The 14,578-nt window shown below is 71.7% G+C and carries 11 protein-coding genes; 4 read left to right on the top strand and 7 right to left on the bottom strand.

The genetic code is table 11. The features are described from left to right. Window positions 1-62 precede the first annotated feature (62 nt). From ACZ5ID_RS21205 to ACZ5ID_RS21190, 4 genes are all read right to left on the bottom strand, one after another. Window positions 63-1,748 (bottom strand): LCP family protein, encoded by a 1,686-nt coding sequence (locus ACZ5ID_RS21205; RefSeq protein WP_468900088.1) that lies wholly within the window; start codon window positions 1,746-1,748, stop codon window positions 63-65. A 150-nt stretch (window positions 1,749-1,898) separates the two neighbouring features. Further along, a complete protein-coding gene (locus tag ACZ5ID_RS21200) occupies window positions 1,899-3,611 on the bottom strand; it encodes an LCP family protein (RefSeq protein ID WP_468900085.1) in 1,713 nt (570 codons plus the stop codon). A 220-nt stretch (window positions 3,612-3,831) separates the two neighbouring features. After that, entirely contained in the window at window positions 3,832-5,358 is a 1,527-nt protein-coding gene (locus ACZ5ID_RS21195; RefSeq protein ID WP_468900082.1) for an LCP family protein, read from the bottom strand. Between the two features lie 265 nt (window positions 5,359-5,623). Further along, the gene (locus ACZ5ID_RS21190; RefSeq protein WP_468900079.1) at window positions 5,624-6,376 is read right to left on the bottom strand and encodes a TIGR03089 family protein; all 753 of its coding nucleotides are present in this window, start codon (window positions 6,374-6,376) and stop codon (window positions 5,624-5,626) included. Window positions 6,377-6,514: 138 nt separating this feature from the next. On the opposite strand from ACZ5ID_RS21190, the gene ACZ5ID_RS21185 reads away from it, so the two are divergent. The 3 genes from ACZ5ID_RS21185 to ACZ5ID_RS21175 all read left to right on the top strand — a co-directional run bounded on the left by ACZ5ID_RS21185 (window position 6,515) and on the right by ACZ5ID_RS21175 (window position 10,524). Next, complete coding sequence (locus tag ACZ5ID_RS21185) at window positions 6,515-7,822, top strand: peptidoglycan recognition protein family protein (protein ID WP_468900076.1); 1,308 nt, start codon at window positions 6,515-6,517, stop codon at window positions 7,820-7,822. 116 nt (window positions 7,823-7,938) lie between these two features. Next, on the top strand, window positions 7,939-9,021 hold the full coding sequence (manB, locus tag ACZ5ID_RS21180) for a mannose-1-phosphate guanylyltransferase (RefSeq protein ID WP_468900073.1): 1,083 nt from the start codon (window positions 7,939-7,941) through the stop codon (window positions 9,019-9,021). Window positions 9,022-9,501: 480 nt separating this feature from the next. Further along, window positions 9,502-10,524, top strand: coding sequence for a DNA-3-methyladenine glycosylase family protein (locus tag ACZ5ID_RS21175; protein WP_468900070.1), 1,023 nt, complete (start codon window positions 9,502-9,504; stop codon window positions 10,522-10,524). Between the two features lie 233 nt (window positions 10,525-10,757). Here the strand turns inward: ACZ5ID_RS21175 and ACZ5ID_RS21170 are convergent, their stop codons facing one another. From ACZ5ID_RS21170 to ACZ5ID_RS21160, 3 genes are read right to left on the bottom strand one after another with little or no spacing between them, the layout of a single operon-like run. Further along, window positions 10,758-12,095, bottom strand: coding sequence for a coenzyme F420-0:L-glutamate ligase (locus ACZ5ID_RS21170; protein WP_468900067.1), 1,338 nt, complete (start codon window positions 12,093-12,095; stop codon window positions 10,758-10,760). Then, window positions 12,092-13,048, bottom strand: coding sequence for a 2-phospho-L-lactate transferase (gene cofD, locus ACZ5ID_RS21165; protein ID WP_468900064.1), 957 nt, complete (start codon window positions 13,046-13,048; stop codon window positions 12,092-12,094). The genes ACZ5ID_RS21170 and cofD overlap by 4 nt, the downstream gene beginning before the upstream one ends. Before the next feature lie 13 nt (window positions 13,049-13,061). Further along, complete coding sequence (locus ACZ5ID_RS21160) at window positions 13,062-13,571, bottom strand: cysteine dioxygenase (protein WP_468900061.1); 510 nt, start codon at window positions 13,569-13,571, stop codon at window positions 13,062-13,064. Between the two features lie 668 nt (window positions 13,572-14,239). Here ACZ5ID_RS21160 and ACZ5ID_RS21155 point away from each other — a divergent pair. Then, window positions 14,240-14,503 carry a WhiB family transcriptional regulator gene (locus ACZ5ID_RS21155; protein WP_067159810.1) on the top strand — a complete coding sequence of 88 codons (264 nt, stop codon included), beginning with the start codon at window positions 14,240-14,242 and terminating at the stop codon, window positions 14,501-14,503. Window positions 14,504-14,578: the final 75 nt, after the last annotated feature.

Below are 14,578 nucleotides of genomic sequence, written 5' to 3'. Positions count from 1 at the left end.
ACGAAAAAAGGGGGCGCCCGGTGCCGTGAAGCACCGGGCGCCCCCTTTCGCGTACGCGGCGGCTACCAGCGGTAGGGCCAGTAGATGTCCATGCAGTCCGACTTGTCGGCGCCGTTGACGTTCTCGGTGCCCTTCAGCGGGTCGCTGTCCCCGGCGGCCTTCTTCGGGTACGTGGCGCCGGTGCGCCAGTCGGCGCCGACCGTGAGGGTCAGCGTGGAGACGTCGGTGGCCACCTTCACCGCGCTGGACGGCAGCTCCATCGCGGTCGCCACCGACAGCGCGTCGGCCTTGCCCTGGGCGCCCGCGCTCTTGGGGTAGGTCAGCGTGGTGGTCGCGGCCGATCCGCGGACGTCGGAGGCCTTCGCCTTGTAAAAGCCCTTGTTCTTCAGGGTGTCGGCGACGGTGGACGCCCGCTTCTGGGTGGGCGGGGCGCCGTTGACACCGGTGCCGTTGACGACCGAGACCGCGAGCGAGCCGGCCGGGGTGGCCGCCGGGCCCTTGGTCTCCGGCTTGGCCGGGCCGTCGTCCTTCTTGTCGAGCGGCTTGTCCTCGCGGAGCATCGACCACAGCGTCTCGGCCGCGCCGGGCGCCGGCAGCACGTGCTCCTTGTTCTTGGGATCCTGGATGCGGGGCATGGTCAGCATGTTCATCCGCTCCATCGGCACGCTCTTGAGCTCCATGCCGAGGTCGTAGAGCTTCTTGACCGTGCCGAGCTCACGCGAGACCTGGAGCGACTTGGTGGCCGTCTCCGCCAGGTTCATGATCCGCCCGGTGTCGGTGAACGCGTTCTGCTTCTTCAGCTCGCGCATCACCGAGTTCAGGTACATGTGCTGGGCCTTGGAGCGGCCCAGGTCGCTCTCGAAGGCGTGCCGGGTGCGCAGCCACTGGAGAGCCTGCTCGCCCTTGACCTTGTGGGTGCCCGCGGTGAGCCGCAGGTGCGAGCCGCCGGGCACCTTGGGCTTGGGCCCGTCGTACACGTTCTGCTTGACGCACACGTCGGCGCCGCCGACCGCGTCGGCCATCGCCACCACGCCGGCGAAGTCGACCATCATCCAGTGGTCGATGTAGACACCGGTGAGCTTCTCCCAGGTGTCCAGGACACAGCCCGCGCCGCCCCGGGCCAGCGCCTCGTTGATGAGGGTGTTGGTGGCCGCCATCGTCTTCTTGGTCTCCGGGTTCACACACGACGGGATGTCGACCCGGGTGTCACGCGGAATGGAGACCACCGAGGCGCTCTTGCGGTCCGCGGAGACGTGCATCAGCATCTGCACATCGGCCAGCGGCGGGTTGTCGGCGGTGTCCTTGGCGCCGCCGAGCTTGACGTTCTCGGCGCCCTTGCGGCTGTCGGAACCGATCAGCAGGACGTTCAGCGGGGTCTGGCCGTCCGCGTTGGCCTCGGTCTTCTTGGCGTTGGAGCCGCCCGCGCTGCGGTCGCCCTTGCGGATGTTGCCGTTGAGGTGCTCGTAGTACAGGTAACCGGCGCCGGCCGTGCCGAGTATGAGCAGGGCGAGCGTGGAGGCCACCCAGCGGAGTATGCGCCTCTTGCCCTTCTTCTTCACCCGTTTGCGCGGGCCGCCGCGCCGGTGGCCGGAGCCGTCGGCGGCCGTCCCCTTCGCGGGTGCGCCCGTGCCGTCGCCCTCGCCGTCGCCCGTGCCGTCGCCGGACGAGCGCGGGGCAGGAGGCCGGTCGCCGCCCTCCTCCGCGCCGTACAGCGACTCGTCCCAGCCGAGCTGATCGGCGTTCCGCACACGACGCGGTCGCGTTCCCTCCCCGCGCACGCTGTTCTGCCCCACCCCAATACCCCCTGTCTCAGGTGGTCTCCGCACCCGATCGGGGCCGAAAACCTCTCATTACTTGACACACGTCAATCGCGTACGCATCAGTTGCGTACGCACGTGTCACTTCGCGCACACTGACTTGTCCGCTTCGACCTTCTGGATGCCCTCGGGCGCCTTGGCCGGAGCGGCGATCGGAACGCCGGCGCCCTTGAAGTCCGCGCCGAGGGTGAGCACCATCGGCGTCTTCCCCACCGCGTCCTGGGTCCCGGGCTTGAGCGCGGTCGCGGGCAGACCCATCAGATCAGCGAGCTTACGTGCCTGGTCGGCCTGGTTGGGCGCGTAGGTCAGCGTGGTGGTCGCCAGCTTCGCCGGGGCGTTGCCGCCGTTGTCCGACTTCAGCACGCCCTTGCTGTTCTGGAGCCACACCAGCGTCTGGGAGGCGGAGCCCGCCACCGCGCCGCCGTTGAGCACCCGCACACGGACCGCGGACGGCTGGGCGCGGGCGCCCTTGAGCAGCGCCGCCTGGGCGTCCTTGGCCTCGCTCTCCTTCTTCTTCACCTCGGTGAAGGACACGTCCGAGCGCATCATGCTGAACACCTGCGGCGCCTTGACGGGGTCGATGACCACCGTCTTGTGCACCTTGCCGTCAGCCGGATTGTCGATGACTGGAACGGTCGTGAAGGTGACGTTCTTCAGATCGACCTTGCTGAGGTCCTGCGCAAGGCTGGTCAGCTTCTTGATCGAGCCTATTCCGGAGTCGACCGTGAGCGCCTTGGTCGCCGCGTTCGCCAGCCCGTACATCTTGGTCGGGCTGCTCAGCGTGGAGTCGGACTTCATCTGCCGCATCATCGAACCGAGGAACTGCTGCTGCTGCTTGATCCGGTCGAGGTCGCTCTCGTTGCCGAAGCTGTGCCGCGTCCGGACGAACGCCAGGGCCTGCTCGCCCTTGATCTTGGAGACACCGGCCGGCAGCTTCAGATGCGACTTGGGGTCGTTCACCGGCTTCGTCAGGCACACCTTCACCCCGCCCACCGCCGTCGACAGCTCCTTGACCGCGTTGAAGTCGGCCATCATGAAGTGGTCGACGCTCAGCCCCGTGAGCTCCTTGACCGTCCGCATGGTGCAGCCCGGGTCGCGGCCCTCCTGGCCGAGGCTGGTGTTGAAACGCACCATCGACTCGGCCCGGACCGTCTTGGTGGAGCCGTCCTTCTGCTTGGTCGGGCACTGGGGGATGTTGGTGACCAGGTCGCGCGGGATGGACAGCGCGGTCGCGTTCGTCCGGTCCTTGGAGACGTGGAAGAGGATGTTGGTGTCGGCGTGGCCCTCGCTGCCCTTGTCGCCGTACCCCTCGTTGCCCTTGCCGGTGCGCTTGTCCGTACCGATGATCAGGATGTTCACCGGGCCGTCGGAGGTGGCGTGCTTGCTGCCCGCGTCACCGACGTCCACGGTGTTCAGGTTGTTGTTGAAGTGCTGGTAGAGCAGGTACGCGCCGGTCGAGCCTGCGACGAGGACGAACCCCAGCACACCGCCCGTCCACATCAGCACCTTCTTCTTGCGGGAGGCCCTGGGCTTGCGCTTGCGCCGGCCGGCCGCGGCCGAGGACCCGTCCTGGGCGCCCGAGGGGCGGCGGTTGTCGCGCTGGCCGGGGACCTCGCGGCGGCGGGGGCCTCCTCTGCCGGGGGCGGTGGCTCTGCGCGGAGGAGTGCCTGCCGAGGGGGACGACTGCGGACCGGAGGGAGTCAGTCGCAATTCGTAATTGCCCGTCTCCGGGTTGAGCACCCACTGGTCTGCCGGGTCGACTTCCTCTGCCCGCCCACGGCTCTGCGCATCCACGGTTGCCTTAGTCCTCCGTCGGTGCCACTCGAGTCACTTCCCCCAAAGCGCTCAGTCATTCGATCCTGCGGTGTCCGGCCCCGGGGGCCACAAGCACCGGGTCGCGTCACACTATCTGTCCAGTTGAGCCAAGAGCGACGGCCGTGACAAACTCCACGCCCCTTACAACCGGGCAATCCACCCAATCCGCATCGCGCCTTCTTATCCGTTGGCACACGCTTTACTCGCACATGCCCACCGCCGCATTCGAACCCGAGTAGGTCGGGGTCGGAGTGGGGGAAGCCGGATCGTCGGGCTTGTCGTCCGAGGCCGGGCCGTCCGCCCGCTCGGGCGATCCCGTCCGCCCGTCCCCGTCCCCCTTCTCCTTCTGCGCGGAGCCCGCGGGCGTCACATGGAGCGGCTGGTCGTCCCTGAGCTGCTGGAACAGCAACCGTGCGGCCGGCTGGACCAGCTCGTCACGGTTGCTGTCGTTCACGTACGGCCGGCGCGGCACGGTGAGGAACTGCACCTTGTCGGTCGGGATTCCGCGCATCCCGCGCACCAGGTCGTACAGGTCCCTCAGCGAATTCAGCCCCGGGTCGGTGGTCAGCGACTTCGTCATCGCGTCCAGGACCGGATAGAGCCGGGTCGGATTGAGCAGCACGCCATTGCTCTGCGCCTTGCGCACCAGCGAGCCGAGGAACTGCTGCTGGCGGTCCATGCGCTCGGTGTCGCTGCCGTCCCCGAAGCCGTGCCGGGCGCGGACGAAGCCCAGCGCCTGCTCACCGTGGAGCGTCTGGCGGCCCGCAGGCAGCCGCAGATGTGCCTGCCGGTCGTCCACCGGCTCCTTGAGGCAGACCTCGACGCCGTCGACCGCGTCCACCATGTCCTTGAAGCCGCTGAAGTCGACGATCATGTGGTGGTCGATACGGATCCCGGTGAGCTTCTCCACCGTACGGATGGTGCAGGCGGCGCCGCCGAACTCGAACGCCCAGTTGAACTGGGCCAGTTGGGCCTTGGAGCGGGTGCCGTCCTGCTTGAGGCAGTCGGGCACGTCCGCCATCAGGTCGCGCGGCAGCGAGACGGCCGTCGCGGACTTCCGGTCCGCCGCCAGGTGCAGCAGGATCGTGGTGTCCGAACGCTGGCTCCCGCCGTCGTCACGGCCGTACGCGCTGTTGTTGCCCGCGCGCGAGTCCGAGCCGATGAGCAGCAGGTTCTGCGCGTTGCCGGTGCCCGCCGGGGGGCGCTCCTTCTCGTAGCGCTCCAGCTCGGCGGCGGCCGTGGTGTCCGTGCGGATGTTGCCGTCGAGCTTCTTGTAGATCCACCAGCCGGTGCCGGCGGCGGCCAGGACGAGGAAGGAGACACCGAGAGCGGTCCAACGCAGCCAGTGGTGGCGGGCGTTGGGGGCTGTGGGTGCTTCGGATGCTTCCGGTCCTTCGGGTGCTCCCGGTCCTTCGGGTGCTCCCGGTCCTTCGGGTGCTCCCGGTCCTTCGGGTGCTTCAGCGGCCCCGGGCGCTGCGGGCGCTTCGGCCGTGCCGGGCGCGTCGGCGGCCACGGGGGCGTCGTCGGGCGGGCCCGGGGTGCCGGTTTCACCGGGCCCGGTGGGTGCGGTGGGCCCGGCCGCGTCCGGCTCCCGCGGCCCGGCCGGGGCGTCCGGGGACACGGTGGGTCCCGCCGGCTCCGGGTGCGTCGGCGTGTCCGGTCGTGGCTCGTCCCCGGCCCGGTGGTCGGGCTCGGGGGGCGGGCTGTCGGTCACGTCGGCGTCCATCCTTCACGGGTCGGCGGCGTACGGAAAAACCGCCGGGGCACCCCGGTAGACGGTCGTCGCGCGCGCTTGGTTGTGTGGCGTACCGCCGATCATCCACCGGAGTCGAGTCCGGGACCCCGGGGACTCGGCCCGCTGTGGGCCACAAGGGTGGCACCGGGGCGATGGTCGTACCGGGTGCGCGCGACGAAGGTGCGACAGATGTCCGAGTACCGTTCCGGCGCTCGACACGGGCCGCCGGCGGTCGTACCGGCGGCCCGCGCGCCCGTCACACCGCCCAGTGCGTGACCCGCTCGCTCTCGATCCGCTTCTCCAGCACGCCGTCGGCCAGTTGGGCCACATTGCGGCAGAGGACCACCGAGGCGCCCGAGACCAACGGCGCGTACAGTCCGCGCGCCAGCCCCTCCCAGCCGTCGTACGGGAGCGTCGACAGCAGCCGCGAACCGGGCGCCAGGCCCAGGGCCGCCGCCTCCGCGCGGGCACGCTCCACCAGCTCGGCCGCGCTCATGTCGGCGCCGTCCACGGTGAGTGCGGGCCCCGCCGGGTCGACCGGCGCGTACGGCGCGAACCGGTCGCCCTGGCTCGGCACCTCGACCGCGTAGTCCTGGAACCCGGCGGGCACCTGCGGGAAACGGCCGCCGAGCGGGCGCAGCGCGAGCGCCACCCGCTCACCGGAGCAGGCGCGGGCCTCCTCCAGCGCGTCCGGCCCCGCCACCACGAGGTCCGCGCCCGCCGGGTCGCCACCGACCTCGGCGACCACGCCGACCGAGTGACAGGCGAGCAGCCAGACGGCGCTCTGCCAGTGCGCGGGCAGCAGCAGCGCGAGCCGGTCGCCGGGCGCGGCGGCCAGGTCGCCCTGGAGCAGATTGGCGGTCTTCGCCACCCAATTGGCGAAGGTGGCCACCGAAAGTTCCACGCGTTCGCCGGTGGCGTCGTCGTAGAAGGTGACCAGAGGGCGGGCCGGGTCCGCGGCGAGCGCGGATCGCAGCAGGTCGGCGGGGGTGCGGTCGCTGGCGTTCACGCGGCAAGCGTACGGGTGGGAGCGGCGCGCGCGCCTCGCAGAGCGCCGTCCGCGTACACCGGTTCGGCCGATGGTCCGTCAGTTCCGGCCCGATTCTGGGTTGGACAGATTTGTACACTTATGTTCACGATCGTCAGCATGCGTGCACTCCTTGCATCCTCGATTTCGGTCGCGTGCGCCACCGCGCTCGCCCTGCCGCTCGCCGCATCCGCCGACGCGGCACCCCGACCGATGTCCGCCGCCGTGTCCTCGCCCGCCGCTTCCTCACCGTCGTCCCCGCTCACGTCCTCCTCGTCCTCCGCCGCCGAACCGGCAGGCTCCACCCAGTCGCTGCCGCTCGGCCCGCTGGGCGCGACCGACCGGACGCTGGGCGCCGCCCGCGCCCAGGGGCTGCCCGAGCGCGGCACCGAACCCTTCTCGCTGCTCGGCGTGGTGTGGGACGACGCCCGGGACGAACTCCACGGCACCGTCCAGGTACGCACCCGGGCCGTGGGCTCCCGTACCTGGTCGGGCTGGCAGGACGTCGACACCCACAACCAGGAGCACGCCCCCGACCCCGGCAGCCCCGAGGACGACGCCGCACGCGTCCACGGCTCCACCGCCCCGCTGTGGGTGGGCCATTCGGACGGTGTCCAGGTGCGCGTACGCCCGGAGCCGGGCGGGCCGGGCCGCACCACCCCGGGCACGCTGCCCCGCGGCCTCCACGTCGACCTGGTCGACCCGGGCGCGGACCCGGACGGGGTGGGCACGGCCGAGGAGGGGGAGCGGGAGGACGGGCCGGGACGCGAGCGGGCGACGGCCCCGCGGGCGGGAGCGCCAGGCGCGGCGGCCCGCCCGTACATCGGACCGCGTCCGCGCATCATCACGCGCCGGGGCTGGGGCGCCGACGAGAGCCTGCGCGAACGCGGCTACGTCTACACCGACAAGGTCAAGGCCGCCTTCGTGCACCACACGGCCTCCGGGAACAACTACCGCTGCTCGCAGGCGCCGTCCGTACTGCGCAGCATCTACCGCTACCACGTGCTCAGCAGCGGCTGGCGCGACATCGGCTACAACTTCGCCGTCGACAAGTGCGGGAACATCTACGAAGGCCGTGCCGGGGGCGTGGCCAAGCCGGTCCTCGGGGCGCACACGCTCGGCTTCAACACCAACTCCATGGGCGTCGCGGTCATCGGGACGTACACCTCCACCAACCCCACCGCCGAGGCCGTGGACGCGATCGCCCGTCTGACGGCCTGGAAGCTCGGTCTGTACGGGATGAACCCGACCGGCACCACGCATCTCACCTCGGGCGGCGGGAACCTCTACCGCAAGGGGCGGAGCGTCAGACTCAACGCCATCTCCGGGCACCGGGACGGCTTCGCCACCGAGTGCCCGGGGGCGCGTCTGTACAAGAAGCTCGGCAAGGCCCGTTCGTCGTCGGCCCGGCTCCAGGGCCGGCGCTGACCACGGCGCGGCCGGGCGGGGGCGTACCGCCCGGCCGCGATCCGTCTGCATAAACTGGCCGGCCGTAGTTCGAACGCACGATTCCGCCCGGCCCCAGCAGGAAGCAGAGACGACAGGTGACTGAAGCGATCCTCCTGGTCGGCGGCAAGGGCACCAGACTGCGCCCGCTCACGGTGCACACGCCCAAGCCGATGATCCCGGCGGCGGGCGTCCCGTTCCTCACCCACCAGCTCGCCCGGGCGCGGGCGGCGGGCGTGGAGCACATCGTGCTGGCGACGTCGTATCTCGCCGAGGTCTTCGAACCGTACTTCGGCGACGGCTCCGCGCTGGGGCTGCACCTGGAGTACGTGACGGAGGTGGAGCCACTGGGCACCGGCGGCGCCATCAGGAACGTGGCGTCGCGGCTGCGCTCGGGCCCGGACGAGCCGGTGCTGATCTTCAACGGCGACATCCTCACCGGGCTGGACATCGGGGCGCTGGTCGAGACGCACTCCTCGTCCGGGGCGGACGTCTCCCTCCATCTGACGCGGGTGGCCGACCCGCGGGCGTTCGGTCTCGTCCCCACGGACGCGGACGGGCGGGTCCAGGCGTTCCTGGAGAAGCCGCAGACGCCGGAGGAGATCGTCACCGACCAGATCAACGCGGGGGCGTACGTGTTCCGCCGCTCGGTGATCGACTCGATCCCGGCGGACCGGCCGGTCTCGGTGGAGCGCGAGACGTTCCCCGGGCTGCTGGCGGCGGGGGCGCACCTCCAGGGCATGGTCGACTCCACCTACTGGCTGGACCTGGGCACCCCGCAGGCCTTCGTCCGGGGCTCGGCCGACCTGGTCCTGGGCCGGGCCCCGTCCCCCGCGGTACCGGGCCGCCGCGGCGACCGCCTGGTCCTGCCCGGCGCCTCGGTCGCCCCGGACGCGAAGCTCACCGGCGGGACGGTGGTCGGTGAGCGCGCGGTGATCGGCGCGGGCGCCCGGATCACCGGAAGCACGATCCTGGCGGACGCGGTGGTCGAGCCCGGCGCGGTGCTCACGGACTCCCTGGTCGGGGCGGGAGCGGTGGTGGGGGAGCGCTGCGTGCTGTCGGGCGCGGTGATCGGCGACGGCGCGCAGGTGGGCCCGGACAACGAACTCCGGGACGGGGTACGGGTGTGGTGCGGCGCAAAGATCCCCGGGGCGGCACTGCGGTTCTCGTCGGACGAGTAGCGGGGGACGGCGGGGGCGCGATCCAGTTTTCCTGCGGCCCGGTGGGGGCTGGTCGCGCAGTTCCCCGCGCCCCTAAGGGGGCCTGCCCCGAGCAACGAAAAACGCGGCGCCCGGAGCTGCCTGAAAGGGGCGCGGGGAACGGCGCGAGCAACCGACCCCGACCGGCAGTCGAAGTCCGGCCCTGAAGGGGCGCGGGGAACTGCGCGAGCAGCCGACCCCGACCGGTAGTCGAAGTCCGCCCTGAAGGGGCGCGGGGAACTGCGCGAGCAACCGACCTCCGGCCCGCAGACGAGATCCGGGCCTGACAGGGGCGCGGGGAACTGCGCGACCAGCCACCCGGCAGCCGCAGACGAACGGGGCCCAGGGGCGGAGCCCCGAAGGAGGGCGGGGGCCTCGCCGTGGGGCACCCCCACCCGGCCGCCCGCCCAGGGCTTACGGGAAGGGGCGGGGCGGGGAAAGGAACCCAGTATTCTCAGAAGCGTGGCAGGCCGCTTCACCCCCCGCACCCCCGTCCCCACCCGCACCACCGTGCGAGGCGGCCACATCCCCCTGCCCACCCGCACCAGCCCCACCCCGCCGCCCCCCACAACCCCCCGCCACCACAACCGCCACTACACCCCACCCGCCCCCCTCGACCTGGCCCTGGTCCTGGGCCCCCTGCGAAGGGGCCCCGCGGACCCCACGTTCCGCACCACCCCCGACGGCTCCGTCTGGCGCACCTCCCGCACCCCGGACGGCCCCGGCACCCTCCGTGTGGCCCTCCGCGCCGGCCGCGCCGAGGCCGAGGCATGGGGCCCCGGCGCCGAGTGGCTGCTCGAACACCTCCCGGCGCTCCTCGGGGACGCCGACGACCCCACCGGTTTCGCCCCCCGCCACCGCCTCCTCGCCGAGTCCGCCCGCCGCCGCCCGGGCCTGCGCCTGACCCGGACCGGTCTGGTCCTGGAGTCGCTGATCCCGTCGATCCTGGAGCAGAAGGTCACCACGGACGAGGCCTACCGCGCCTGGCGGCTGCTGGTGTGCAAGTTCGGCGAGCCCGCCCCGGGCCCGGCCCCCGGCCGGATGTACGTGATGCCCGACGCCAGGACCTGGGCCCTGATCCCCTCCTGGGAGTGGCACCGCGCGGGCGTGGACGCCAAACGCTCGTCGACGGTCCTGCGCGCGGTACGCGTGGCCCGCCGGCTGGAGGAGGCCGTCGCCCTGGACCAGGAGGCCGCCGCGGCGAGGCTCCACCTGGTCCCCGGCATCGGCCCCTGGACCAGCGCCGAGACCCTGCAGCGCGCGATGGGCGCCACCGACCTGGTCAGCGTCGGGGACTACCACCTGCCGAGCATCGTCGGCTACGCCCTGGCGGGTGACCGCGACGCCGACGACGCCGCGATGCTGGAGCTCCTCGCCCCGTACGCCGGCCAGCGCCACCGCGCCACCCGCCTGATCCTCCTCAGCGGCCGGACCCCGCCCCGCCGCGCGCCTCGGATGACACCCGGGAACATCGGCGCACTGTAAGCAGGACCGTACGACCGGGCACAACCAAACCCGACCTTGCACGACGCCCCGAAGTCCGCGCCGTCGGCCTCGTACAACGTCGGCCTCGTACAACGTCGGCCTCGGTACAACGACGGCCCCGGTACAACGACGGCCCCGGTACAACGACGGCCCCGTCACACAAAGGCCCCCGTCAGCCGAAGGCCCCCGCCACACGAAGGCCCCCGCCACACGAAGCCGCTCCAAGCGGCCCCTCACCGCACCACGACAAATTCCTCCGCCCCCCGCTCCCCCCGCTCCCTCGGTGCCTCCGCGGCCCGTCCGACCGCCACCGCGCCCATCGGGTCCCAGTGCGCGGGCAGCTCCAGGACCTCCCGTACGACCTCGCGGCAGAACATCGTGGACGACACCCACGCCGAGCCGAGCTGCTCGGCCGCCAGCGCCACCAGGAAGTTCTGTACGCCCGCGCCCGTGGCGACCACGAACATCTCGCGCTCGGCCGCGTCCCGGCGCGCGTCGCCGTAGGTGTGCGAGCCGTCCATCACCAGGCACGGCACCACCAGGTACGGCGCGTCGCGCAGGACCTGGCCGCGGCGCACCCGCTTGGCGATGAACTCCTCCGACTTGCCGTCGCGCCGCAGATCGGCGATCCACGCGTCCCGCATCGCGTCCAGCAGCCGGGTGCGCGACCGCTCGGACTCCAGCAGCACGAACCGCCAGGGCGTGGTGTGGTGCGGCGCGGGCGCCGTGACGGCCGCGGCCACCGCGCGGCGCACCGCGCCGGGGTCCACGGGCTCGTCGGTGAACGTCCGGACCGTACGCCGCTGGGTCACCGCCGTCCGGATCGCCTCCGAGGTGCCGAGGCGGAACATGTCGTCGGCCGCGTCCCGCACCAGCGCCCGGGCACCGCCCGCCCCGGCCGCCCCGTCCGCCGCGACCAGGTGCGCGAGGCCGCTGACCACCGCGACCGGGAAGCCGGCCGCCTTGCCCTTGACCAGGTCGCCCGCGCCGGCCAGCTCGTCGGCGCTGGCCACCACGGTCGCGCTCAGCTGGTTGCCGTACGTGTCCGTGCCCCCGCGCAGGTCGTCGAGGACGCGCACGCCCGCGGCGCCGATCGCCACATCGGTGAGCCCCGCGCGCCACGGCCGTCCGAACGTGTCCGTCACCAGGACGCCCACCTCGACCCCCAGCGCGGCCCGTATCCCGGCCCGGATCGCCTCGGCCGAGGCGTCGGGGTCCTCGGGGAGCAGCAGCACGGTCCCGGCGGGGGTGTTGGAGGCGTCCACGCCGGCCGCGGCCATGACGAGGCCCTGCCGGTTCTCCACGATGCGCAGGGCGCCGCGCCGGGCCACCACCCGTACCGTCTCGGCGTCGATCGCGGCCTCGCGGTCCGCCGCCTCGACGATCCGGCCCTCCGCCTTGGAGACGATCTTCGAGGTGACCAGCAGGACGTCCCCGTCCGCGAGGTCGGGCGCGGCGGTCGCGATGAGCTTGGCGAGATCGTCCCCGGGCCGCACTTCCGGTATCCCGGGCACGGCCCGGACCCGGTACGACGGCGGGGCGCCCGGGCCCGCGGTGGCGTCGGCCGTCATGCGCGCACCTCCTCCGCCAGCGTCAGCGCCTCGCGCGCCATCGCGGTCGTCGCGTCCAGGTCCGTCATCATCAGCGGCACCGCGCGGCAGCGGATGCCCGCGGCCTCGACCCGCTCCACCGCGGCCCGGTCGGCGGTGTCGACCAGCCACCCGTCGAGCAGCCCCGAACCGTAGTGCTCGGCGACCGCCGCGGCCGTCGACTCCACGCCGACGGCGGCCAGCACCTTGTCCGCCATGCCCCGCACCGGCGCGCCCCCGACGATCGGGGAGAGCCCGACCACCGGAACGCCCGCCTCCGCGACGGCCTCGCGGATGCCGGGCACCGCCAGGATGGTGCCGACGCTGACGACCGGGTTGGACGGCGGGAAGAGGATCACGTCGGCGGCGGCGATGGCCTCCAGGACGCCCGGCGCGGGCTTGGCCTGCTCCGCGCCGACCGGCACCACCGCGGTGGCGTCGAGCGACGCCCGCAGCTTCACCCAGTACTCCTGGAAGTGGATGACCTTCCGCTCCCCGTCGGCCTCGACGGCCACATGTGTCTCGACACGGTCGTCGGACATCGGGATCAGCCGGACGCCCGGCTGCCAGCGGGCGCAGAGCGCCTCAGTCACCGCGCTCAGCGGATAACCCGCGCCGAGCATCTGCGTACGGACGATGTGGGTCGCGAAGTCGCGGTCGCCCAGGCCGAACCACTCGGGTCCCACCCCGTACGCCGCGAGCTCCTCCTTGACGTGGAAGGACTCGTCGGTCCGGCCCCAGCCCTGCTCCTCGTTGATGCCACCGCCCAGGGTGTACATCACCGTGTCGAGGTCGGGGCAGACCTTCAGCCCGAACAGATGGATGTCGTCACCGGTGTTGCCGACCACCGTGATGTCCGCGTCCGGCGCGGCCTGCTTGAGGCCGCGCAGGAAACGGGCACCGCCGATGCCGCCGGCCAGAACCACAATGCGCATGGACAGCAGTCTGTCAGGCGGTTACGACATCGTGGGCGGCGGCTGTGGACAGAGCGGACTGGCTCTCGTGCATCGGCATGTCGGTCAGGCCCGGGTAGTACACGTGCAGGCTGACGGCCGGCTCCAGCGAGTCGTTGACGACCTCGTGGACATAGCCGGGGGCGAAGACGCGCTGGGCGCCGGCGGCCAGCGCGCGGGTGCCGCGTTCGGTGCGCTCGCTCAACTCGCCCTCCAGCACGGTCAGTACCCCCGAGGAGGCGCCGTGGTCGTGCAGTCCGCTGCGCTGCCCGGGCACCCAGGACAGCAGCCACACCTCGTAGCCGGGCCCGGTGCGCAGTCGGCGGTACCAGCGGCTGGTGGCGTCGTACTGGACGAGCGGGGCCCACTGCGCGCGGTCGGCCGCGATGGAGCGGGCCAGACCGACGAAGTCGGCGACGGTCGCGGGGTGCTCACGGGCGGGCTGGAGGAGGTGCAGGACCTCGAAGAGGTCGCCGGCGATCTGCAGGTCGCTGTCGCTGTTCATGGGTGCGGTGGTTCCTCGGCAGGGACTCGGTGACGAGTGCGGGGTGTCGCGAAGGCGTGTGCGCGCGGATGCGCGAGGGCCCGGAGGGCCGGACAGAACACGGGGAGAGCCGGAGCGCTACGGCATCAACAGCTGGAACAGCAACAGCGCGCCTGGACAGCGCTGCGGAACCCACGGACGTGGGTCGCGAAGAGCGCTGCGGTGGCGGACATGGACTCAAAGGTGACCAAGAAGAGCTGAGCTGTCAACTCAATACCCGATTTGGGTGCAATGTTTCACCTCATCCGGTTACGGGGCCCGGAGAAAGGTTTGTGCACGGCCGGTGCCGGAGATGTGGCGCTGCAACCGCATCGGCAAACACCGCGGCACCGTCGTGATCGGACTGTGATCCCAATCGCTTCCGCCGTCGGAACGCAACAAGATCGATTTTGGATTCGTCTTCTCTGGGCAGGTGAGGGAGGTGCGATTGGGCCATTGGCATGTGTCATGGTTTTTGCCGATTTGAACACTTTCCGTATAGGCTTGGTTCCGCAGAGTGAATACGGGGCCCAATAGCAGATCTCAGCTTGACTGGCCCGGATCCACACACTTGTAATTTCACTCGTGTCGTTCGGCCGAAATCGGTAACGGCAGCATCACGGGGCAGCAAAGACAGACGAGGGGTGCACATGACCGAGGTGTTCCAGGAGCTGCTGGTCGACGATGTGGACGAAGAACTCGGCTGGCAGGAGCGCGCGCTGTGCGCCCAGACCGACCCCGAGTCCTTTTTTCCGGAGAAGGGCGGCTCCACCAGAGAGGCCAAGAAGGTCTGCCTCGCCTGCGAAGTCCGCTCCGAGTGCCTTGAATACGCCCTCGCGAACGACGAACGTTTCGGCATCTGGGGCGGACTGTCCGAACGGGAGCGCCGCCGCCTGAAGAAGGCGGCGGTCTAGTTTTTTCGGGGCCTTTGCCCCCTGAGGTCCCCGTCCGGGACCCCTCCGGCTCCACCCGGCCTCCGCAGGCGGCGG

The sequence above is a fragment of the Streptomyces sp. NPDC031670 genome (assembly GCF_055580545.1).
This window is presented reverse-complemented; position numbering and strand designations above follow the sequence as displayed.

What these genes read in the sequence shown, in the direction of transcription:
- ACZ5ID_RS21185 (WP_468900076.1), top strand. Translation starts at nt 6,515, where the DNA reads ATGCGTGCACTCCTTGCATCCTCGATTTCGGTCGCGTGCGCCACCGCG.
- ACZ5ID_RS21170 (WP_468900067.1), bottom strand. Translation starts at nt 12,095, where the DNA reads ATGACGGCCGACGCCACCGCGGGCCCGGGCGCCCCGCCGTCGTACCGG.
- ACZ5ID_RS21195 (WP_468900082.1), bottom strand. Translation starts at nt 5,358, where the DNA reads ATGGACGCCGACGTGACCGACAGCCCGCCCCCCGAGCCCGACCACCGG.
- ACZ5ID_RS21160 (WP_468900061.1), bottom strand. Translation starts at nt 13,571, where the DNA reads ATGAACAGCGACAGCGACCTGCAGATCGCCGGCGACCTCTTCGAGGTC.
- ACZ5ID_RS21155 (WP_067159810.1), top strand. Translation starts at nt 14,240, where the DNA reads ATGACCGAGGTGTTCCAGGAGCTGCTGGTCGACGATGTGGACGAAGAA.
- cofD (WP_468900064.1), bottom strand. Translation starts at nt 13,048, where the DNA reads ATGCGCATTGTGGTTCTGGCCGGCGGCATCGGCGGTGCCCGTTTCCTG.